General features: G+C 34.4%; 19 protein-coding genes and 1 pseudogene. 13 read left to right on the top strand and 7 right to left on the bottom strand.

The window, feature by feature from the left end:
* Nucleotides 1–108 precede the first annotated feature (108 nt).
* Nucleotides 109–1,173 (bottom strand): murein hydrolase activator NlpD, encoded by a 1,065-nt coding sequence (gene nlpD, locus A9G48_RS02175; protein ID WP_065569346.1) that lies wholly within the window; start codon nucleotides 1,171–1,173, stop codon nucleotides 109–111.
* A gap of 362 nt (nucleotides 1,174–1,535) precedes the next feature.
* On the opposite strand from nlpD, the gene rsmI reads away from it, so the two are divergent.
* The 3 genes from rsmI to moeA all read left to right on the top strand — a co-directional run bounded on the left by rsmI (nucleotide 1,536) and on the right by moeA (nucleotide 5,025).
* Nucleotides 1,536–2,363: a 16S rRNA (cytidine(1402)-2'-O)-methyltransferase gene (gene rsmI / locus A9G48_RS02170; RefSeq protein WP_065575730.1), complete on the top strand. Its 828-nt coding sequence runs from the start codon at nucleotides 1,536–1,538 to the stop codon at nucleotides 2,361–2,363.
* Nucleotides 2,364–2,551: 188 nt separating this feature from the next.
* On the top strand, nucleotides 2,552–3,643 hold the full coding sequence (gene ychF, locus A9G48_RS02165) for a redox-regulated ATPase YchF (RefSeq protein WP_034945056.1): 1,092 nt from the start codon (nucleotides 2,552–2,554) through the stop codon (nucleotides 3,641–3,643).
* Nucleotides 3,644–3,798: 155 nt separating this feature from the next.
* Nucleotides 3,799–5,025 (top strand): molybdopterin molybdotransferase MoeA, encoded by a 1,227-nt coding sequence (moeA, locus tag A9G48_RS02160; RefSeq protein WP_065569347.1) that lies wholly within the window; start codon nucleotides 3,799–3,801, stop codon nucleotides 5,023–5,025.
* Here the strand turns inward: moeA and A9G48_RS02155 are convergent.
* The 3 genes from A9G48_RS02155 to folB form a co-directional block, all read right to left on the bottom strand.
* Nucleotides 5,017–5,445 (bottom strand): EamA family transporter, encoded by a 429-nt coding sequence (locus A9G48_RS02155; protein ID WP_034945049.1) that lies wholly within the window; start codon nucleotides 5,443–5,445, stop codon nucleotides 5,017–5,019. The genes moeA and A9G48_RS02155 overlap by 9 nt on opposite strands.
* A gap of 1 nt (nucleotide 5,446) precedes the next feature.
* Complete coding sequence (locus A9G48_RS02150) at nucleotides 5,447–5,650, bottom strand: hypothetical protein (protein ID WP_034945046.1); 204 nt, start codon at nucleotides 5,648–5,650, stop codon at nucleotides 5,447–5,449.
* A gap of 259 nt (nucleotides 5,651–5,909) precedes the next feature.
* Nucleotides 5,910–6,275, bottom strand: coding sequence for a dihydroneopterin aldolase (gene folB / locus A9G48_RS02145; protein ID WP_034945043.1), 366 nt, complete (start codon nucleotides 6,273–6,275; stop codon nucleotides 5,910–5,912).
* A 103-nt stretch (nucleotides 6,276–6,378) separates the two neighbouring features.
* Between folB and rsmE the strand changes: the two genes are divergently transcribed.
* From rsmE to A9G48_RS02110, 7 genes are all read left to right on the top strand, one after another.
* The gene (rsmE, locus tag A9G48_RS02140; protein WP_065569348.1) at nucleotides 6,379–7,104 is read left to right on the top strand and encodes a 16S rRNA (uracil(1498)-N(3))-methyltransferase; all 726 of its coding nucleotides are present in this window, start codon (nucleotides 6,379–6,381) and stop codon (nucleotides 7,102–7,104) included.
* Nucleotides 7,105–7,298: 194 nt separating this feature from the next.
* Nucleotides 7,299–8,255 (top strand): glutathione synthase, encoded by a 957-nt coding sequence (gene gshB / locus A9G48_RS02135; protein WP_034945037.1) that lies wholly within the window; start codon nucleotides 7,299–7,301, stop codon nucleotides 8,253–8,255.
* Between the two features lies 1 nt (nucleotide 8,256).
* The gene (locus A9G48_RS02130; protein WP_065575729.1) at nucleotides 8,257–8,709 is read left to right on the top strand and encodes a GNAT family N-acetyltransferase; all 453 of its coding nucleotides are present in this window, start codon (nucleotides 8,257–8,259) and stop codon (nucleotides 8,707–8,709) included.
* A gap of 21 nt (nucleotides 8,710–8,730) precedes the next feature.
* Entirely contained in the window at nucleotides 8,731–9,288 is a 558-nt protein-coding gene (locus tag A9G48_RS02125; protein WP_034945031.1) for a YqgE/AlgH family protein, read from the top strand.
* Between the two features lie 3 nt (nucleotides 9,289–9,291).
* Nucleotides 9,292–9,702 carry a Holliday junction resolvase RuvX gene (gene ruvX / locus A9G48_RS02120; protein WP_034945027.1) on the top strand — a complete coding sequence of 137 codons (411 nt, stop codon included), beginning with the start codon at nucleotides 9,292–9,294 and terminating at the stop codon, nucleotides 9,700–9,702.
* A gap of 95 nt (nucleotides 9,703–9,797) precedes the next feature.
* Nucleotides 9,798–10,835 carry a phosphoribosylformylglycinamidine cyclo-ligase gene (gene purM / locus A9G48_RS02115; protein WP_034945024.1) on the top strand — a complete coding sequence of 346 codons (1,038 nt, stop codon included), beginning with the start codon at nucleotides 9,798–9,800 and terminating at the stop codon, nucleotides 10,833–10,835.
* Between the two features lie 430 nt (nucleotides 10,836–11,265).
* Complete coding sequence (locus tag A9G48_RS02110; RefSeq protein WP_034945021.1) at nucleotides 11,266–12,567, top strand: tetratricopeptide repeat protein; 1,302 nt, start codon at nucleotides 11,266–11,268, stop codon at nucleotides 12,565–12,567.
* Nucleotides 12,568–12,784: 217 nt separating this feature from the next.
* Here the strand turns inward: A9G48_RS02110 and A9G48_RS11905 are convergent, their stop codons facing one another.
* Nucleotides 12,785–12,916 carry a hypothetical protein gene (locus tag A9G48_RS11905; protein ID WP_255305672.1) on the bottom strand — a complete coding sequence of 44 codons (132 nt, stop codon included), beginning with the start codon at nucleotides 12,914–12,916 and terminating at the stop codon, nucleotides 12,785–12,787.
* A gap of 171 nt (nucleotides 12,917–13,087) precedes the next feature.
* Here A9G48_RS11905 and A9G48_RS02100 point away from each other — a divergent pair.
* From A9G48_RS02100 to A9G48_RS02090, 3 genes and pseudogenes are all read left to right on the top strand, one after another.
* Nucleotides 13,088–14,147: pseudogene (locus A9G48_RS02100) on the top strand (IS3 family transposase).
* Nucleotides 14,148–14,391: 244 nt separating this feature from the next.
* The gene (nifJ, locus tag A9G48_RS02095) at nucleotides 14,392–17,934 is read left to right on the top strand and encodes a pyruvate:ferredoxin (flavodoxin) oxidoreductase (RefSeq protein ID WP_034945018.1); all 3,543 of its coding nucleotides are present in this window, start codon (nucleotides 14,392–14,394) and stop codon (nucleotides 17,932–17,934) included.
* 279 nt (nucleotides 17,935–18,213) lie between these two features.
* On the top strand, nucleotides 18,214–19,395 hold the full coding sequence (locus A9G48_RS02090) for a pyridoxal phosphate-dependent aminotransferase (RefSeq protein ID WP_034945015.1): 1,182 nt from the start codon (nucleotides 18,214–18,216) through the stop codon (nucleotides 19,393–19,395).
* An 83-nt stretch (nucleotides 19,396–19,478) separates the two neighbouring features.
* On the opposite strand, the gene A9G48_RS02085 is transcribed toward A9G48_RS02090, so the two are convergent.
* Nucleotides 19,479–20,012: a C40 family peptidase gene (locus tag A9G48_RS02085; protein ID WP_051825136.1), complete on the bottom strand. Its 534-nt coding sequence runs from the start codon at nucleotides 20,010–20,012 to the stop codon at nucleotides 19,479–19,481.
* Nucleotides 19,960–21,318 (bottom strand): GTPase/DUF3482 domain-containing protein, encoded by a 1,359-nt coding sequence (locus tag A9G48_RS02080; protein WP_034945012.1) that lies wholly within the window; start codon nucleotides 21,316–21,318, stop codon nucleotides 19,960–19,962. The genes A9G48_RS02085 and A9G48_RS02080 overlap by 53 nt, the downstream gene beginning before the upstream one ends.
* Nucleotides 21,319–21,321 lie beyond the last annotated feature (3 nt).

The following is a 21,321-nucleotide window of genomic DNA, read 5'->3' as shown; positions in this document are numbered from 1 at the left end:
TCCTTTGTTACGTAGAATAAATTTTATTATATATCTTGTATTTATTGGTATACACATAAACATTCTTGCATACCCATAGTATTGAGTTAATCATGTTTAACTCGATACTTATAATTTTGGTAAGTATTTTATAGGATCAACAGACTGTGCTTTGTATCGGATTTCAAAGTGTAATCTTACTGATGTAGTGCCTGTTGCTCCCATAGTTGCAATTTGTTCTCCTGCACGCACAACTTGCTGTTCTTTCACTAAAATCGATTGGTTATGTGCATATGCGGTTAAATAATCATCATTATGCTTAACGATAATTAAATTACCATATCCTGGTAAAGCATTACCAGAATACACAACACGACCATCTGCCGCTGCAACAACTTTATCACCTAAAGATCCTGCAATATCTATACCTTTACTTGCATTTGAAAATTTCTCGATTATTTTACCTTTCGTTGGCCATTTCCATGAAATATTAGCGATATTCGAAGCTGGCATACCTGGACTCATCGATTCGCTATTTGAGGCATTAACCGATTGCGTTACTGTCTCAGTAGTTTGCGTTGTTTTAGGTGGATGAGATTTATTATTCGTTGTTGTCGTTGTGGTGGTTGTCGTTGTCACTACAGGCTTAGCATTAGAAGCCCCAACTGTAGTAGGGACAGCAATAGAATTATTTTTCGAGGTCGTCGTTTTTTGGGTAACAACTACTGTAGTTCCACCACTTACATCTAATACTTGACCTACATTAACAGCATAAGGTTCTTTAATATTATTTTTAGCGGCCAATGAACGATAGTCGTTACCTGTCACCCAAGCAATATAAAATAGTGTATCACCTCGTTTAACCGTATAAGTATCGCCTTGATATCCCCCTTTAGGAATATCGTCATAATTACGATTATAAACAATACGTTGATTAGTAATAACCGTACCATTATTACTGTATGTATTTGTATCCACTGTAGTATTGGATGAAGTTGTTTTTGTGTCTGGTGATTTTGTGACCTTGCTATTTGTTGAAATATTTTTAGGTGGTTTAGCATAAGTGGTTGATGTTGAACCAACGGAAGATGTGGTTATATTTTCAATTTTAGCTGGGTTAGTTTGAGTACATGCAGCAATTGTCAAACTTAAACAACTTAATACAAGAATTTTTTTCAAAGCAACACCTTTCATTCATAGCTATTTTTAATTTACACATTTTATCGCTTTTACAACAAAAAGCTATTATATTAATCCTCTTTATGCTAATTCAATAAAATGGGGTTAAAAATAAGCCATCCCGCTTTAAAGCATTAATCGAAATAGCATTAAAATTAATTAAATGAACTAACTGTTAGTTAAGTTCTATATTATGTGTCATTCACTGTTGAAATAAACCCTTTTGTATATAAATTCTAATCATTTATGCATTTTTACAACTACTGAAATAAAGATTATTCGGATTTATTTTGAAAGCGGTGAGTATATACAATAAAATAGGCTTTCGTACAGTCTCTTTATCTATTTTCTACAAAAATTTAATGTGATTTAAAATAATGACTTTATATATTGTTGCAACACCAATTGGTAATTTGGATGATATCTCTCTTAGAGCAATTGAAATACTCAAAAATGTCGATCTTATAGCTGCGGAAGATACTCGTCATAGTGGCTTGCTGTTACAGCATCTAGGCATTAAAGCTAAGCTTTTTGCTTTGCACGATCATAATGAGCAAGAAAAATCAAAAATTTTAATCGAAAAGCTTCAATCTGGATTATCCATTGCTTTGATTTCAGATGCTGGCACACCATTAATTAATGATCCAGGATATCATCTGGTTAAAACTTGCCGAGAAAATAATATCAACGTTGTACCAATTCCGGGAGCTTGTGCTGCAATTGCTGCATTATCTGTTGCGGGATTACCCTCTGACAAGTTCATTTATGAAGGTTTTTTATCCGCAAAAAGCAAGGCTCGACAAGATAGTTTAGCTAAATTAATTAATGAGCCACGTACAATGATTTTTTATGAATCAACACATCGATTATTAGATACACTCAATGATATGTTATCCATTTTTGGCGAAAATAAACAAATTGTATTAGCGAAAGAATTAACCAAAACATGGGAAACGATTGTTAGCTATCCTATAAATGAATTAATCAATTGGTTAAATGAAGATGCAGCTCGTCAAAAAGGTGAATTTGTTTTAATCGTTGAAGGTAATTTTAAACGTGATAATAATATTGATCCTAATGTGATTCATACACTAAAGTTATTACAAAAAGAACTTCCATTAAAAAAAGCCGCAGCAATAACAGCTGAAATTTACGGTCTTAAAAAAAACCAGCTTTATCAAATTGGTTTACATATTGAACAATAAACTTTTATTAAGACCTAATTTACCGCAAGTTGCGCTTTGCAATACATTTGCTACATATAAGAAAAATATGATTACTTTGTTCAGTCAATCACAAACTCATTAATAAGAACATTGGCACAAATAGTACGAACTAGTATATAATCATCCCTTATTTTTTAGATATTTTATGACAAAAGGTAACAAACAATATGGGATTCAAATGTGGCATCGTAGGACTACCGAATGTAGGTAAATCAACGCTTTTTAATGCACTAACCAAGGCAGGAATTGAAGCAGCTAACTTTCCATTTTGTACTATTGAACCAAATACGGGCGTGGTACCTATGCCCGATCCACGTTTAGATCAACTTGCGGAAATTGTCAAACCACAACGCACTTTGCCAACTACAATGGAGTTTGTCGATATTGCTGGTTTAGTAAAAGGCGCATCAAAAGGTGAAGGTTTAGGCAATCAATTTTTAGCTAATATACGTGAAACAGAAGCAATCGGTCATGTTGTACGTTGCTTTGAAAATGAGAATATTATCCACGTGGCAGGTAAAATCGATCCTGCTGAAGATATCGAAATCATCAATACTGAACTTGCATTGTCAGACCTTGAAGCTTGTGAACGAGCTATGACACGTTTGCAAAAACGAGCCAAAGGAGGAGATAAAGAAGCTAAATTTGAACTTGAAATTCTGGAAAAATGTTTACCGCACCTTGAACAAGGTAAAAAATTATTGTTATTAGAGTTGAGTAAAGAAGAACTTAATGCCATTAAATACCTAAGTTTTCTAACATTGAAACCAACCATGTATATTGCTAATGTGAATGAGGATGGTTTTGAAAATAACCCTTATTTAGATAAAGTTAAAACCATTGCAGCACAAGAAAAAGCAATAGTTGTACCAGTATGTGCAGCTATCGAAGCAGAACTTGCCGAGCTTGATGATGCAGATCGTGATGAGTTTATGCAAGATTTAGGCTTAACTGAGCCAGGATTAAATCGTGTTATCCGTGCAGGATACAGTTTACTAAATTTACAAACTTATTTTACTGCTGGAGTGAAAGAAGTCCGCGCATGGACAATTTCAGTGGGCGATACAGCCCCTCAAGCAGCAGGGAAAATTCATACCGATTTTGAAAAAGGCTTTATTCGCGCACAAACTATCGCTTTTGATGATTTTATTAAATATGGTGGTGAACAAGGTGCAAAAGAGGCCGGCAAGATGCGTTCTGAAGGTAAAGATTATATTGTTCAAGACGGTGATATTATGAACTTTTTATTTAATGTTTAGTGATATGCTTACGTCGCTTTATGGCGACGTAATAATGTAAAGCATTAATAATAATCAATTAATAGTTTTAATCTTATGTAGATAGAAAATCATTTAATTTAATACCTAAATTATCAATAAACCATAATGAGCAATTAACTATAAAGAAAATATATATGTTACTGACTTTCGAACAAGCAAAATGCAAAATTCTACAAGCTGCATTATTAACTAAACCACTTGAAAGTGAAACCGTGCAATTATTCGATGCATTAGAAAGAATCACTGCAGAGCCTGTTATTTCACCAATTAATGTACCTGGATTTGATAATTCGGCAATGGATGGTTATGTGGTTCGATTATCTGATATCAAGCAATCAAAACTATTACCACTATCAAAAACTATTTTTGCAGGCGATGATATCACCAATCTTTACTGGCCAGAACATACCTGTATACGTATCATGACAGGTGCACCGGTTCCACATGGCGCAGACGCTGTTATCATGCAAGAAGATACTGAAAAATCAGATGCAGGCATTGCTTTTTTAGCTGATGTGAAGTTGGGTAATAATATTCGTCGTGCAGGCGAAGATGTAAAAAAAGGTACTGTAACCGTTCCTAAAGGTGAACGTCTTAGTATACCTATTCTATCAACACTTGCGACATTAGGCATTAGCAAACTTGCTGTGTTTAAAAAATTAAAAGTCGCCATTTTTTCCACAGGCAATGAATTGACACCTATTGGCGAACCATTATCTAGTTTTGCTTCAATTTATGACAGTAACCGCTTTACCCTTAATTTATTATTGACCAAGCTCAATTGTGAAATTATTGATTTAGGAATCATTGCTGACGACCCTACAAAAATTAAGCAAGCATTAGAGACAGCTTCACAACAAGCTGATTTGGTAATAACTAGTGGTGGCGTTTCTGTTGGTGATGCAGATTTTACCAAAACAGCGCTTGAACAATTAGGTAACATTAATTTTTGGAAAATTGCCATGAAACCAGGTAAACCTTTTGCATTTGGTCAAATAAATAATGCATTATTTTGTGGTTTACCGGGTAACCCTGTTTCGACATTAGTCACTTTTTATCAATTGGTTCAACCATTGATTTTGGCTCTTTCAGGAATAGAAAACTTATCAAGTGATTCAACATTACGTGTTAAAACTGCAACAAATCTTAAGAAAAGCATAGGTCGAACCGATTTTCAAAGAGGAATACTGCAAATCAATGCTCAAGGTGAGTTAGAAGTTATCACAACAGGTCAGCAAGGTTCTCATATCACACAGTCGTTCAATCAAGCTAACTGTTTTATCATACTTGAGCAAAATCGTGGTAATGTTAATAAAGGGGAACTAGTTTCTGTTGAGCTTTTTAATGAACTACTAAAATAGTGCAACTAATATCGCACCAGCAGAAATCATCACCACACCAATGCCCGCTAACAACGATATTTTTTCACCAAATAAAATAGTGGCAAAGATAACAGCAATGACAACGCTTAGCTTATCAATAGGCGCAACTTGCGATACTTTACCTTCTTTAATTGCCATAAAGTAAAATAACCAAGACAAGGCACCGGCAATACCGCTTAATGCAATAATAAATAACGCCTTTTTGTCATTAATAAACGTATTAATAAGATTAAGTTTTCCTTGAACAATAACAACACCGACTAAAAAAACTGCCATTACAATCGCTCGAATAGCCGTTGCTGTGTTCACATCAAGATGTTGTAAACCAATCTTACCTAAAATAGCTACTAATGCAGCAGTTATTGCTGAAAGTAAAGCATAAATAAGCCATGCACTCATATTAGTTTCTATCGATTTGAATCATAAATTGTTGGTTAGATGAATTTTTTTGGCATTGCTGTGAATTACTCATTACACCACTACAATCTTCAAGAACACCATGAGGCTTTGACCAATGAGATTCTTTACCTTTGCTATTACCACCACAACCAATTAATGCCATGCTTAGTACTACACAAGATAATGGAATAATTTTTACTTTCATGCTTTTCTCCCATCTGATTAAAGGAATGTATGACTCAATTTTATCTTGAACTACTAAAAATCATTCTAATTCGGAATTTAATGATGTATAGGCTAGCACTTATTTTTAATAAATAAAAGACACTTTTTACTCGATAACCGCATAGTAATCGCAGTATTTGATCTGCCAGTTTATTGACCAATTCAAATTCCCATCAATGAATAGCCACTGTAGCATTGCATTTTATCCCTTCAAAAAGAGGTAAGGTTTATTTAATTAACTAAGCAAAACGTTCAATTACTACGGCAACATTATTGGCATTAGCGATCGCTCGTGGTTTTGATATTTTGACTTTTAACCATTGAACAGCAAATTTTTCTATAATTAATTTCGCTATTTGTTCAGCTACACATTCAATTAATTCAAATTGGGTTGATTGAATAAAATTAGTTATTAATTGGCTTACCAAAAAATAATCTAGACATAAAGTGACATCATCAGTCTGCCCTGCTGGCTGATTATCCCATGCCATTTCAAGATCGATGATTAATTTTTGTTTAATCGTTTTTTCCCATTCATATACACCAATAGTTGTATAAACGGTAAGACCTTCAATTAAAACTCGATCGGTATTATTTTTTGTCATATTTTAATTCCAATGCTTTATTTATATTAAATAGAAGATTACCGAATATAAATAAATTACGCTATAATTTATTTTAATTATGATGAAATAATATTTATTCTTTATGACCCGAATCTATCAACCTATTCCCATTGTTCAAAATAGTATTTTTACCCTTGATGATAATGCATTTAATCATCTTATTCGTGTATTACGTATGAAAATAGGCGAAAATATTGTCTTATTTGACGGCTCAAATAACATTACTCCTGCAGTAATACATGAAATTACTAAAAAATCTGTTACCGTAAAAACAGCAATAACGGTTTTAGATAATAAAGAATCCCCACTAAATATCCATCTAGGTCAAGTAATATCGCGTGGTGAAAAAATGGAGTTTACGATTCAAAAATCGGTGGAACTAGGTGTTACGTGCATTACTCCCCTGCTTTCTGAACGTTGTGGAGTTAAACTTGATGTCGCAAGATTAGATAAAAAAGTCCAACAATGGCAAAAAATCGTAATTTCGGCTTGTGAGCAATGTGGACGAAACATTGTACCCGTTATTAATCCTGTGATGAAATTAGAAAACTGGTGCGAAAGTTTAACAAGTGATTTAAGATTAAATGTTCATCCTAAAGCTAAACATGGCATTAAGCATTTACCAAATGATAAACAGAATATCAGTTTGTTAATTGGTCCTGAAGGCGGACTATCAGATACTGAAATCAACAAAACACATAAATATCAATTTACAGATATTTTATTAGGACCAAGGATATTACGGACTGAAACAGCAGCACTTACTGCTTTATCCGCTTTACAAGCCTATTTTGGTGATTTAAGTTGATAAATAGAATCATGACAATTGCATAAGGTTTACATTGCATCTTAAACTGTAACGAGTATGATAGTTTTCATTTGTAGTAATTAAAACACTATCTATTACAACGTTTCATGAAAAACGATAAACAAAAAGATAGAATATTACGTGTTACCACAACGTATACTTAATAAAACAATAAAAACCAGAAAGGAGTTACTATGATTAAACTTGGTATTGTTATGGATCCAATTAGTCATATTAAATTAAAAAAAGATACGAGTTTTGCCATGTTACTTGAAGCACAAAAACGTGGATATCAATTATTTTATATGGAAATGAATGATTTGTTCTTGCGTAATGGACAAGCTTATGCAACCTCACGAAATTTAACTGTTTATAACGATAAAGATCATTGGTTCGATATGGACAATGAGCAAATAATATCACTTAATGATCTCGATGTTATTTTAATGCGTAAAGATCCCCCTTTTGATGCTGAATATATTTATGCAACTTATATTTTAGAACGTGCAGAAGATAGCGGTGTATTGGTCGTGAATAAACCGCAGAGTTTGCGCGATTGTAATGAAAAATTATTCACAGCATGGTTTGCTCAGTTTACACCAGAAACAATTGTCACACGCCAAACACAACTGATTAAAGCTTTTCATCAAGAATTTGGTGACATTATTTTAAAGCCTTTAGATGGTATGGGAGGAGCATCAATTTTTAGAATCAAACAAGATGATCCCAATATATCGGTCATTATTGAAACATTAACAGATCATAACACCCGTTTTTGTATGGCGCAAAATTTTATTCCTGCAATAAAAGATGGTGATAAACGTATCTTGGTTGTGGATGGTGAGCCCGTACCATATTGTTTAGCTAGGATCCCACAAAAAGGAGAAACCCGTGGTAATCTTGCTGCAGGTGGACACGGAGAAGTAAGGGCGTTAAGTGATACAGATTGGCATATCGCTCACAGTGTTGCACCTATTTTAAAAGAAAAGGGATTGCTATTTGTAGGGTTAGATATTATTGGAGATAAATTAACCGAAATTAACGTCACTAGCCCAACTTGTGTCCGAGAAATTGAAGCTGCCAACCCTAGCCTTTCAATTACAGGGTTGTTAATGGATGCAATAGAACACAGACTAAATAAAAAGAGCTGAAATGATTAGAGAATACCAACCTGCGGATTTAGACAAGATCATGGAAATATGGTTGCAAGCTAACCAGCAAGCACATAATTTTATTAATCCGGAATTTTTTAAACAAAATTATGAATTAGTTAAAATGTTGATCCCTATGTCCACCTTATATGTTCAAGACCTTAATGGTGTTAAAGGATTTATTGGTTTAACAGAAAATTATATCTCTGGGTTGTTTGTTGATCATAAATTTCACCACAAAGGATCGGGAAAAGCTTTGATTGAAAAAGCAAAACAACGACACAATGAGCTGTTTGTTCATGTTTATAGAAAAAATACAGATGCAATTAATTTTTACCTTTCTCAAAATTTTAATATTGTTTCAGAATCTATTAATGAAGAAACAAATGAAGATGAAGTTCTAATGTGTTGCCACGTAGAGCGTAAAGTGAAAATCGGTCTATGTGCATTATAAACTATACAAAAATGTGAGCATATGAATTTAAAAAATCATTTTATTATCGCTATGCCAACAATGAGTGACTCTATATTTTGTCGTTCAGTTGTGTATATTTGTGAACATAATCGTGATGGCGCTATGGGTATTATTATAAATAAACCTATAGAAGAACTAAATGTTGGATCAGTACTTACTCGGCTTGAGATTACCTCGTCTAAAAATTGTGCTGAACTAGAGTATCCTGTTTTTTGTGGTGGTCCTTTAGCTGATGAGCAAGGATTTATTTTGCATACACCACAACTAGGATTTTCCTCTAGTATTCAAATATCAGATGATGTAATGATCACTACTTCTCTTGACGCCTTGAAATCAATAGGTTCACCTCAACAGCCGAAAGATCTGCTGCTGTCATTAGGTTATTCAAGCTGGCGATCTCTACAACTTGAAACCGAAGTTGCTCGTAATGACTGGCTTGTTGCTGAAGCTAATCCGCAAATTATTTTTGAAGTAGCTATTAAAGATCGCTGGAAAAAAGCAGCAGAATCCTTAGGTATTAATATTAATACCATTTCACACCAGTTGGGAAATGCATAACAAATGGCAACCATTATTGCATTCGATTTTGGTACAGCAAGTATTGGAGCGGCAATTGGGCAAGATATTACCAAAACGGCCAATCCTTTATGTTCATTTAAAGCTCGTGATGGCATTCCTAACTGGCAAGAAATTGATAAAATTTTAAAAGAATGGCAACCTGATTTTTTGCTAGTTGGTTTACCATTAAATATGGATGGCAGCGAACAGCCGCTCACAGTAAGAGCAAGAAAATTCGCAAATAGACTACATGGCATGTTTGGATACCAAGTGCATTTACAAGATGAAAGGTTATCAACGGTTGAAGCAAAATCTCATATTTTTTCATCACGCGGGTATCGTGCTCTTGAAAAGGGACATATTGATTCAACTTCAGCAATGATTATTTTAGAAAGTTGGTTCGAAAAAAATTAACTATGTTAATTTTCGTAAGTTTTTAAATAATTGTTAGCAAACAAATTTCTTCCTTGCTAAAATATAGCCAATTTTCTAATGTAAGGACTGCGCCTGTGTCAAATAAGAATTCTCTTAGCTATAAAGATGCTGGTGTCGATATCGATGCTGGTAATGAGCTTGTAAATCGAATTAAATCTGTTGTAAAAGAGACCAAACGACCAGAAGTTATGGGGGGATTAGGTGGATTTGGTGCTTTATGCTCTATTCCCCAAAGGTATAAAGAACCAATTTTAGTGTCAGGAACTGATGGCGTTGGCACAAAACTGCGTTTAGCAATGGATTTAAACCGACATGACTCAATTGGTATCGATTTAGTCGCCATGTGCGTTAATGATCTGATCGTCCAAGGTGCTGAACCACTTTTTTTCCTTGATTATTATGCAACAGGCAAACTCAATGTCGATATTGCTACAACCGTTATCACCGGCATTGCTGAAGGCTGTAAACAATCAGGGTGTGCCTTAATCGGCGGTGAGACTGCCGAAATGCCTGGTATGTATCAGGGCAATGACTATGATTTAGCAGGATTTTGTGTGGGTGTAGTTGAAAAATCAAACATGATTGATGGCAGTAAAGTTAAAGATGGTGATGCATTAATAGCGCTAGCATCTAGTGGTGCTCACTCTAATGGTTATTCCTTGATACGTAAAATTATTGAAAACAATGGTATTAAGCCTCAAAACGAGCAATTAGAAGGTAAATCGCTTGTTGATCACTTACTTGCACCAACAAAAATCTATGTTAAATCAGTGTTGGATTTAATCTCACAAACTAGCGTGCATGCCATAGCCCATATTACTGGGGGAGGATTTTGGGAAAATATACCTCGTGTGCTACCAGATAATACAAAAGCAATACTTAATGAAGCAAGTTGGCAATGGCCTACCATATTTAATTGGTTACAACATGCAGGTAATGTCAGCCGCCACGAAATGTATCGTACTTTTAATTGTGGGGTTGGCTTAATCATTATATTACCTAACCAGTTTGTAGATAAAGCTATTTCACTCTTAAATAGTAATGGGGAAAAAGCTTGGCTTATAGGTGAAATTAAACATACAATATCAGATGAGCGAGTAGTGATTAAATAAACCTAGTTTTTTATATTACCATTTTAATCCTAAATCAGATGAATAGTATAATTTTTAATCCTAACAGAAAATATTATCTCCACTTTTATCTAAAAAGCTGAATGAATTGATATGCAGCTATAGATTTAATGAATAAATCAGAGTTAAAACTTCTGTATTTAACTGCTAATTTAAAAGTGAGAACTGTTTACTTACTATCTCACAGACATCCAGTTTTTAATCCATGAAGCTAGCAATAAATCATGCAATTCATTGTTTAATATTGTTTTTTAACCAAGCCGTTTTGTCAATAACCAAGTGATATTTACATTTTTTTACTAAATAAATGCTTCAATTTTTAATTTGTTTTATAAATTTGATAAACAAACATTTAACTCATTAATAATTAATGTTAAACTGCTTACACTGAAATATAAGATAATGTAGTACTATGTTAATTCGTCATAAATTTTTATTATTAGTTGTCTTTACTATACCCTATTTAACGATTGCACAGGCAAAACCCAAATGTTTACCCACAAAAAGCAATAAGGAAAATATTTCTGCCTGCGCAAGCCTTGCCGAACAAGGCGATGTAAAAGCACAAAATACCCTCGGTGAAATTTATTATCAGACTGCGTTGGAAAACAAAGGCTATCATACTAAAGCAAGAATGCTGTTTGAGAAAGCTGCTAATCAAGGTCTTGCTCAAGCCCAATACAACTTAGGCTCCATGTATCGCGATGAATTTAATAACTTCCCAGTAGCCTTAAGTTGGTTCGAAAAAGCTGCTGCACAAGGAAATCTTGATGCTCAAAATAGTATTGGTTATATTTATGAAAATGGTTCTGGCGGTAAAGCACCTAGATTTTATTTTTTTGATGAAAATGGTGAAAATGATGCGCCAGAACTTACTGATTTATCAGATAAATTTGTACCATATGAATCCTCGTTTCCAATCCAGTCTTATCCTAGAACTATCTTTCCACTAAGTGAATATGGACAAGGTGTAGAACCCGATATGGCTAAAGCTATCGAATGGTATAGAAAGGCTGCCGATAAAGGCCATGCTCTTGCCCAAACTAATTTAGCTTATTTTTACTTAACAGGGATTGGAGTTAAAAAAGACGAAAAACAAGCTTTTGAACTTTATCAAAAAGCAGCTAAACAAAACTGTGTACCAGCATTAAAATCATTAGCTTTTATGCATATGCAAGGCTTAGGTACTAAAGAAGATATACATAAAGCCTTTACTACCTTAGAAAAAGCTTATCGCCTTTTACCTGATGATGAGTTATGGAAAATTATATCACGCATTGAAAATGATAAGAATTATAGAAAATATTCATTAAAAACGACCCTTAAATATCAACCAGAAGCTCATTATGGCAAATCCGAATATACAACTTTGAGCGATGAGGATTTTATTTTTGGGCAATTGAACTATCTTAAATCATTCTATCAATTAAATGTGATAAAAGGCGATGGAATCAAAAATTTTTATTTAAGAAATAGAAAAACATTTTCCATAATTCTAGGAGAGACTGTGGGGGAAGTTACTTCGTTAAAGAATCGTTTCTTACTTAAAAAGGCCATTCAAGGTTATTACAGTGCAATGACTTCACTCAGTCATTATTATAAAGATGAAGAGCAAAATATTGAATTAGCACAGCAATGGCGCCAATATGCAATAAAAATGGGAGAAGTAACTTATAAAAACTTTTGGCCGGGTTATCCTGATATTACGGAATAATGGGGTTTTTAATCCCATTTTCTCTATTTGCTAATGTTATTGAAATAGCTTACATACCTCTTATTTATCACCTTATTAACCTTAAATAAAATATAACATGACAAATAATAACGGAATGATAAGATAAATGTGATATAACAAAATAAACAAGAAAATAATGAAATTGTATTTTGAAAAAAATTACAAAATATGAAATAAAAAATTGCCTAAAAATTGATTAGTCGCCATTAAAATCAAACTGTGTTGATTGTTTTTCTTTTTTAAATTGAGTTAAGTGGTCATAAATATCGTTATAATAATTATTTAAATCTTGAGCAACACCTAATGCATCTTCTATTTCTAGGATCATTGGCGTGTCATCATAGCCACTATAATTTTGTATATTTTTGTATAATGTATGCAGTATTGCTCGACTAAAATCGCTTTAATATCTGTCCCTGAAACTGTCATAAAAGATTTTTTTAAAAGGTTAGCATAATTGGTTTGTGCTGTTAAGTTTTAGCTTTTCTTTTTTGAATGTATATTAGATATAATATTCAGTGTTATTTTAAAAGAAGCTGAAGCCGGTATCCCCGTCAAAGAAATTTGCCGTAAATAGGGTATGGGAAATTCAACTTTCTATAAATGGCGGGAAAAATACGGCGGAATGGAAACTTCGGATATCAAACGCTTAAAAGAGCTAGAGGCTGAAAACCGCAAACTTAAGCAGATGTTTGCCGAACTGAGCTTAAAATCCCAGCTTCAGGAAGAAATCATAAAAAAGCTTTAGTGCCCACAAAGGCACGTAAAACGGGGGCACAGCAACGACAACAAAATCATTCATGAGTTGTACCATTGTTGGCTTAAGCCGTTGTGCTTACTATTATCAACCTAAGTTACCGGATGATTCGGTGATTATTTCGGTGTTGAATGCTATCACAGACCGGCATTTACGCTGGGGCTTTCCTAAATGTTTTAATCGTATCAGAAAGCTCGGCTATCAATGGAATCATAAACGGGTATATCGGGTGTATTGTGAATTAAAGCTTAATCTCAGAGTAAAACGAAAAAAACGCATTCATCCACGATGCCCGAAAAGGTTATTATTCCCCAATAAACAAGGTGAATGTTGGTCAATGGATTTTATGAGTGACAGTAGCCGTAATCAGCGTCGCTTTAGGACATTCAATGTCATCGATGACTTTAATCGTGAGGCGTTAGGTATTGATATTGCAGTAAGCTTACCGGTAGGGAGCGTTACCCGTAACTTAGATAAACTGGTCGAATATCATGGTTATCCATTAAAAATATGAGTCGATAATGGACCAGAATTCACCGGAAACACGTTTACTAATTGGGCAAAAACACATGGTATAACTATAGATTACATCAAACCCGGTAGCCCTTATCAAAATGGCTATATTGAACGATTTAATCGTACCTATCGCATTGAAGTACTCGATTTATCTCTTTTTAATAACTTAGCACCAGCAAGGAGAATAACCGAAGAATGGTTAACGATTTATAACACCGAAAGACCGCATGAGGCGTTAAATAACATGACACCACTCAAATATAAAATATTAAAACAAGCAGCTTAATTTTCTACATTAGTTGTGTACTAAGTTTGGGGTATTTACAGCTGTTGGAGCACTAAAAATGGAATACAGTAAAATCAGTTGACTTCATAAACAACCCAACTTTTATTAATACTTTTTTCTAAAGTGGTGATGATAAAAAATTTAGCATAAAAATAACGAAAAGCTATGTTAGTTTCTGATACAATAATACAAATTTATACTAAGTTAGTAATGTCATAACACTATAAAATACAAGGTTTTTTTAATGATAATATCAGACGCTAATAGTGCGGTGGCATCCGTCGCTTATCGAGCAAACGAAGTCATTGCTATTTACCCAATCACACCAAGCTCAACCATGGCTGAGCAAGCCAGTACTTGGGCAGAGTTTAATAAGCCAAATGTATTTGGTGATACCCCAAGAGTCATTGAAATGCAGTCGGAAGCAGGTGCAATTGCAACCGTTCATGGTTCATTAATGACTGGTGCACTAGCAACTTCGTTTACTTCATCACAAGGTTTGCTTTTAATGATCCCATCGCTGTACAAAATAGCGGGCGAACTGACTCCTTTTGTTTTGCATGTTGCCGCTCGCACTATTGCAACTCATGCACTTTCTATTTTTGGTGATCATTCTGATGTGATGGCAATTAGGCAAACGGGTTTTGCAATGCTTTGTTCAAGTTCAGTACAAGAAGCTCAGGATTTTGCGTTAATTTCACAAATGGCAACCTTAAATAGCCGAGTTCCTTTCGTTCATTTTTTTGATGGATTTAGAACATCGCACGAAGTCAATAAAATCTATCCATTAAGCGATGACCAAATCCGTAATTTATTACCACATGAAGCTATTAAAACTTATCGCTCACGTGCTTTAACACCCGACAAACCAGTGACTCGAGGCACATCAGCCAATCCAGATACATACTTCCAGTGTCGAGAAGCGATAAATAGCTATTATGATAGTACCTATCAACATGTTGTTGATGCTATGGATGCCTTTGCTGCAGAAACAGGCAGAAAGTATCAACCTTTTGAATATTATGGAGCTTGTGATGCCGAACGTATTATTGTTATTATGGGCTCAGGAGCAAGCACTACCAAAGAAGTTGTGGATGTTTTACTTAAACAAAACGAAAAAGTCGGGGTTGTAATCGTTCGATTATTCCGCCCTTTTTCGGCTAACCATTTACTAAGTGTTATACCTAGTACTGTTAACAAAATAGCCGTTCTTGATAGAACCAAAGAGCCGGGAGCTCAAGCCGAGCCGCTTTATTTAGATATTATAACCGCATTCGCTGAAAGTTTATCTCGTGGGGAACGCACAACTATTCCACTTATTATAGGTGGACGTTATGGGTTATCATCTAAAGAGTTTGATCCTAAGTGTGTACTTGCCATTTTTGCTGAGCTCAATTTAGCAAAACCAAAACCACGCTTTACTGTTGGTATTTATGATGATATTACAGGACTATCTTTACCATTGCCTGATCAATCTATTCCTCAAAAATCTTCACTCGAAGCGCTATTTTATGGGCTTGGTAGTGATGGCACTGTGTCAGCAACTAAAAATAATATTAAAATTATTGGCGATAGCTCGCCTTTTTATGTGCAAGGGTATTTTGTCTATGACTCTAAAAAGGCCGGTGGCTTAACCACTTCTCACTTAAGAGTCAGCTTAGATCCTATTGATTCGCCTTATTTGATAACAAGCGCGCATTTTATTGGCTGTCATCAAGATCAGTTTATCGATAAATATCAAATTGTTGATAAGTTAAAGGACGATGGTATCTTTTTGCTTAACACGCCGTATAGCAAAGATGAAGTTTGGCATCGTCTACCTAAAGAAGTGCAAGCACAATTAATACAAAAACGAGCACACTTTTACATTGTAAATGCAGCAAAAATAGCTCGTGAATGTAATTTAGGCGCAAGAATTAATACTGTTATGCAAGCAGCATTTTTTCATCTTTCTGAAATCTTTAAGAATGATTTTAGTATTACCCAATTAAAAGAAGTCATTGCTAAAAGTTATAGTAGTAAAGGGCAAGATTTGGTTGAAAACAACTGGAAAGCACTTGATTTATCTATTGAATCACTTGAACAAGTTCCACTTAGCTGCGTTGATCAAAGCAGCCCATCAATGCCACCAGTAGTACCTTATAATGCGCCTAATTTTGTTAAAACTGTGACAGCTACTATGTTAGCTGGTTTAGGTGATAATTTGCCAGTATCCGCTTTTCCGCCTGACGGCACATGGCCAATTGGTACAACAAAATGGGAAAAACGAAACATTGCAGAACAGATCCCAATTTGGAAAGCAGAACTTTGTACCCAGTGTAATCATTGTGCTGTTGCTTGCCCTCATGCCGCTATTCGAGCTAAAGTTGTTGATCCTGATGAAATGATCAATGCTCCTAATTCATTAAACTCGCTTGAAGTTAAAGCTCGTGATATGAAAGGTCAACGTTATGTATTGCAAGTTGCCCCAGAAGATTGTACTGGCTGTAACTTATGTGTCGAAGTGTGCCCTGCCCGCGATCGTAATAATTTTGAAATTAAAGCAATTAACATGCAATCACGTATCGATAATATTGAGACTCAACGCACTAACTTTGAGTACTTTACTGCATTGCCTGATCGTGATATCAGCACACTTGAACGCATCGATGTGCGTACATCGCAACTACTTACACCTCTATTTGAATATTCCGGTGCTTGCGCAGGTTGTGGTGAAACACCATACATCAAATTGTTAACCCAACTTTATGGCGACCATTTAGCCATTGCAAATGCCACTGGCTGTTCATCAATTTATGGTGGTAACCTGCCATCATCACCCTATACGATCGATCGCCATGGTCGTGGACCAGCTTGGGCAAATTCATTATTTGAAGATAATGCTGAGTTTGCTTTAGGTTATCGCATATCTTATAACCAACATAAAAAGCGTGCGTTACGATTACTAGAAAAAATGGGCGGTGAAATTTCTCCAGAAATTGCCATAGCTTTACAATCCACAAATATCACTATTGATGAAAAACGGCAACAAATTGCAAAATTACGCGAACAACTTACTCATTTGGATTCAACTGAAGCTAAAGAATTAATTCAAAATGCAGATTACCTGGTTGATAAATCAGTCTGGGCAATTGGTGGCGATGGTTGGGCTTACGATATTGGGTTTGGTGGGCTCGATCATGTAATGAGCTTAACTGATAATGTGAATATATTGGTGTTAGACACCCAGTGTTATTCTAATACTGGAGGCCAGCAATCAAAAGCCACCCCTATGGGCGCTGTATCAAAATTTGCTGATTTAGGTAAGCATAAAGCACGTAAAGATCTTGGTGTTAGTGTAATGATGTATGGCCATGTCTATGTTGCGCAAATTGCATTGGGTTCACAACTTAACCAAACCCTTAAGGCTTTACAAGAAGCCGAAGCGTATAATGGACCATCTTTAGTTATTGCTTATAGCCCTTGTGAAGAACATGGTTATGACCTTGCTAAATCACATGAGCAGATGAAAGATTTAGTTAAATCTGGCTTCTGGCCTTTATATCGTTATGACCCACGCCGTATGGCAGAAGGCAAGCCAGCTTTAGTATTAGATTCAAAAGCACCAAACAGTGAGTTATTAACTGGTATATTACTAAAAGAACAGCGTTTCCGCCGTTTAGAAACACTTGAACCTATTATTGCCAATACCTTACATGAGCGTTCAACTAACATGGTGGATTCAAAATATAAGTTTTTGCAGATGCTGGCAACCTTTTCGACTATCGAGACACCGGCAGATAGTTAACAATGATCACCTATGGTAAAAAAATCACCCATGGTAATTGACTAATCACTATAAGGACTGTATTAATGCAGTCCTTTTTATATACCATTTTTGAGCAATAAAGCACCCAACAGGTGCGTATTTAGATTAATATAATCTAAATAACAACCATCTCCTCATTAATCTTTGATTATTTAATATAGTACAAGTCTATAATCTTAGTAATCTTTAAAAACTTGGTATTATTTTTGCTTAATTAATAATTGACCATATAAATATTAATTAAGTAAGAGGTAAATCATGATATCTAATTTAAATGTCAGTAGAAGAAAATTAATCACATTTTCCAGTGCGGCAATTGCAGGGCTATCTATTAATCAATTATTATCTAAAGCTCATGCAATAGAAATACAAAACTCGGTTTCATTCTCTATACCTATGCTTGAAAATGTAGCAACACCTAATATTAACAATCCAATAAGACTCAACTTTAACGAAAATGCGCTTGGTATGTCGCCACGTGCAAAACAAGCTGCAATTGATGCTGTACCAAAAGCGAATCGCTATGCCAAAGCCGAAATGCCATTGCTTAATAAACGATTAGCTAAACATCATAAAGTCGATGATACTCAAATTTTATTAACTGCAGGATCTTCAGAAGGTATTCGCAGTGCTATTGCTGCTTTTGTTAAGTCAGATGCTCAATTAGTCATTCCAGAGCTTACTTATGGTGATGGAGAACATTTTGCAAAGATCTTTAATCTAAAAATTACTAAAGTACCAAATTTGCCAGATTGGCAGATAGATATAAAAGGCATACAAAAAGCTGCTGAAAATTATAATGGATTTTCAATTGTATATTTGGTTAATCCAAATAATCCTACTTCAACAGTTTTTGCAACAAATGAAATAGAACCTTGGATAAAAAGCAAACCTAAAAATACGATCTTTATTATTGACGAAGCTTATGCTGAATTTGTTAATGATCCTGACTTTAAGTCAGTTGATGAATTTATTGCAAAAGGTTATGACAATATTATATTACTTAAAACTTTCTCAAAAATCCATGCTATGGCCGGATTACGAGTCGGTTATGCAGTCAGTTCAGTTGAAAATATTCAAAATATGGCTCAATATGTAGCTGGCGAGAAACTCAACTATTGTGGTGTTTGTGCAGCGCTTGCTTCTATCGATGATCAACCATTTTTAACTTATTCCAAAAAAGCGGTTGATGTATCACGTCAAATCATGGAAAAAGTATTATCAAATTTAGGTTTACACTATCTAAAATCACAAACTAATTTTATATTTCATCAAAGTCCGATTAATTTAAAGGATTATCGTGAACTCATGAAACAAAATTTTGTTTTAATTGGAAGAGATTTTGCACCTGCAACCAATTGGTGTCGAATATCATTGGGTACGCCAGGTGAAATGTTATATGTAGCGAATGTTATGTATAATTTAAGAAAAAATCAATAAGTTAAAAGAATGATTTCTGTAGAAAAATGAATGTTTTTTAGACTCTCTAATTAAATACAATTAGAGAGCAATTTTTATTGTATCTAAATATCAGTTATACGTCTTGCCATCCAATAACGTTTTTTCCAATAATCTTCTTTTAAACTAGAATAAATAACACCCTTAGATGATGAAGCATGTAAGAATTTACCATCTGCATAATATATTCCTACATGTAAACCTCCGTTACTACGACCTGTTTTGAAAAACACTAAATCGCCGGCTTTAGGTTTACTAACTTTATAGCCTAATTGTGCTTGTTCTGCGGCACTTCTTGGAAGAGTTTTAGAAAGTTTATTCTTGAAAAAATTCATTACTAGCGCTGAGCAATCACTGCCAGCTAAAGTAGTTCCACCATAACGGTAAGGTGTATTTTGCCATTTTTTATAATGTGATTCTATTTTTGCTAGCATTAACAGATCAGATTTAGAATGACTTGTCAAAATCTGACTTTGACAAGATGTGCTACCAAATAATATAAGAAGTGAAAGAAGTAACGTGATAATAAAAGAGCATTTCTTTTCACTAACACAATTGGTTAGCAACTTCCATGATAGTTGATTGTCTTCTTTTGTCATGTCTTTTCGTTCCCTTATTTAAAGTCGACCAATGCGAATAGCGTCTTGCTATTTTTAAGCTTTTGGGTAATACACCTTTTTCCCAATCACTTTCATCTAATTTAGACAATTTGATTGGATTAGTATTCGCATGGCTACGATTATTTAAATTTTCTTTTAGACGTATTAAGCGTAATGATAGAAAACATATAATAACATCATCAACACTTAATTTGTTGTATCCAGTTAACTGATAACGTATTCTAGATCCATAATGCTTCGCTGTTTGCATTAAACTACCAATCGCTGCGCCAACAAGCGTTGCTGATCCAAGTGTTAATCCACCTGTTGCCAAATCAATACTTGCTCCTACAGTCGCGCCGGAAACAAACCCTTTAGTCAAATGAATACCCATCATCGTTAAAGCATCTATATTAAAAAGATCTGCTTTATAACGTCCTTTAATTAAAGGTAAATTTTGTTCACTTTCGTGATATACATCAAATTGATAAAGCTTTAGCAACTCATCTATTGCTTTTTGCTCACGATTTCTAACCTTGTTTTGCATATCAATAACAGCTTGCTTGTCATTTGATTTGACCATTTCATAACAAGCGGTAACATCAACCAATGTTTCAGCAATAATTAAATTAGCTGCCTGATTACGAGAGTCACGTTTTTGAGTAATTTTATCTAACCATTCAGCTAATATTCCTTTTGCTGGCTCAACCAATAAAGCAAGACTTTGATATAATCGTTCTTCACCATCCAATGGAGGTAATACAGCATCGAAGCTTATAGTAACATGAATCCCTATTCTAGAAATTAATTTTTTCCATTCATTTTCATTTTGTTCTTCTGATGAAGTAAAATTTAATACAGCCAAAATAGGTTTATCACTTTGAGATAAAATCGCTAATTCATCACGAAACTTAGCAAGAACTGGTTCTCGCACATCTATAACATAGATAGCTGCATCACTATTCAATAGCTGTCGAATTACTTTTGCTTCTTGATAAAATAAGTTTTCAGCCTCAGGGCTTTTTAAAAAAGTCGTTAATTTATCGACGCCATCAAGCCTTGATTCTATAGGAGTTAGTTGATTAATATAATCATATAATGCAATGCTGTCTTCTAATCCAGGTGTATCATAAAAAATGATCGACTTCTGTTTTTCCAGTGTTAACTTAATTGACTCCACATGTCTTGTTGTCCCCGGTTTATCCGAAACGTCACCAAAATGGCTATTACGAATTAGTGCCCGTAGCAAGGAGGTTTTACCAACATTTGAATGACCAACCACTGCTAATTTTAAGGTTGTAAGCATATT

Origin of the sequence: Gilliamella sp. wkB18, assembly GCF_001690875.1 — a bacterium.
Lineage (GTDB): Bacteria > Pseudomonadota > Gammaproteobacteria > Enterobacterales > Orbaceae > Gilliamella > Gilliamella apicola_A.
Note: the sequence above shows the minus strand (reverse complement) of the source record. Positions and strands in the feature narration are given on the sequence as shown.

What these genes read in the sequence shown, in the direction of transcription:
- nlpD (WP_065569346.1), bottom strand. Translation starts at nt 1,173, where the DNA reads ATGAAAGGTGTTGCTTTGAAAAAAATTCTTGTATTAAGTTGTTTAAGT.
- rsmI (WP_065575730.1), top strand. Translation starts at nt 1,536, where the DNA reads ATGACTTTATATATTGTTGCAACACCAATTGGTAATTTGGATGATATC.
- ychF (WP_034945056.1), top strand. Translation starts at nt 2,552, where the DNA reads ATGGGATTCAAATGTGGCATCGTAGGACTACCGAATGTAGGTAAATCA.
- moeA (WP_065569347.1), top strand. Translation starts at nt 3,799, where the DNA reads ATGTTACTGACTTTCGAACAAGCAAAATGCAAAATTCTACAAGCTGCA.
- A9G48_RS02155 (WP_034945049.1), bottom strand. Translation starts at nt 5,445, where the DNA reads ATGAGTGCATGGCTTATTTATGCTTTACTTTCAGCAATAACTGCTGCA.
- A9G48_RS02150 (WP_034945046.1), bottom strand. Translation starts at nt 5,650, where the DNA reads ATGAAAGTAAAAATTATTCCATTATCTTGTGTAGTACTAAGCATGGCA.
- folB (WP_034945043.1), bottom strand. Translation starts at nt 6,275, where the DNA reads ATGACAAAAAATAATACCGATCGAGTTTTAATTGAAGGTCTTACCGTT.
- rsmE (WP_065569348.1), top strand. Translation starts at nt 6,379, where the DNA reads ATGACCCGAATCTATCAACCTATTCCCATTGTTCAAAATAGTATTTTT.
- gshB (WP_034945037.1), top strand. Translation starts at nt 7,299, where the DNA reads ATGATTAAACTTGGTATTGTTATGGATCCAATTAGTCATATTAAATTA.
- A9G48_RS02130 (WP_065575729.1), top strand. Translation starts at nt 8,257, where the DNA reads ATGATTAGAGAATACCAACCTGCGGATTTAGACAAGATCATGGAAATA.
- A9G48_RS02125 (WP_034945031.1), top strand. Translation starts at nt 8,731, where the DNA reads ATGAATTTAAAAAATCATTTTATTATCGCTATGCCAACAATGAGTGAC.
- ruvX (WP_034945027.1), top strand. Translation starts at nt 9,292, where the DNA reads ATGGCAACCATTATTGCATTCGATTTTGGTACAGCAAGTATTGGAGCG.
- A9G48_RS02110 (WP_034945021.1), top strand. Translation starts at nt 11,266, where the DNA reads ATGTTAATTCGTCATAAATTTTTATTATTAGTTGTCTTTACTATACCC.
- A9G48_RS11905 (WP_255305672.1), bottom strand. Translation starts at nt 12,916, where the DNA reads ATGATCCTAGAAATAGAAGATGCATTAGGTGTTGCTCAAGATTTAAAT.
- nifJ (WP_034945018.1), top strand. Translation starts at nt 14,392, where the DNA reads ATGATAATATCAGACGCTAATAGTGCGGTGGCATCCGTCGCTTATCGA.
- A9G48_RS02090 (WP_034945015.1), top strand. Translation starts at nt 18,214, where the DNA reads ATGATATCTAATTTAAATGTCAGTAGAAGAAAATTAATCACATTTTCC.
- A9G48_RS02085 (WP_051825136.1), bottom strand. Translation starts at nt 20,012, where the DNA reads ATGACAAAAGAAGACAATCAACTATCATGGAAGTTGCTAACCAATTGT.
- A9G48_RS02080 (WP_034945012.1), bottom strand. Translation starts at nt 21,318, where the DNA reads ATGCTTACAACCTTAAAATTAGCAGTGGTTGGTCATTCAAATGTTGGT.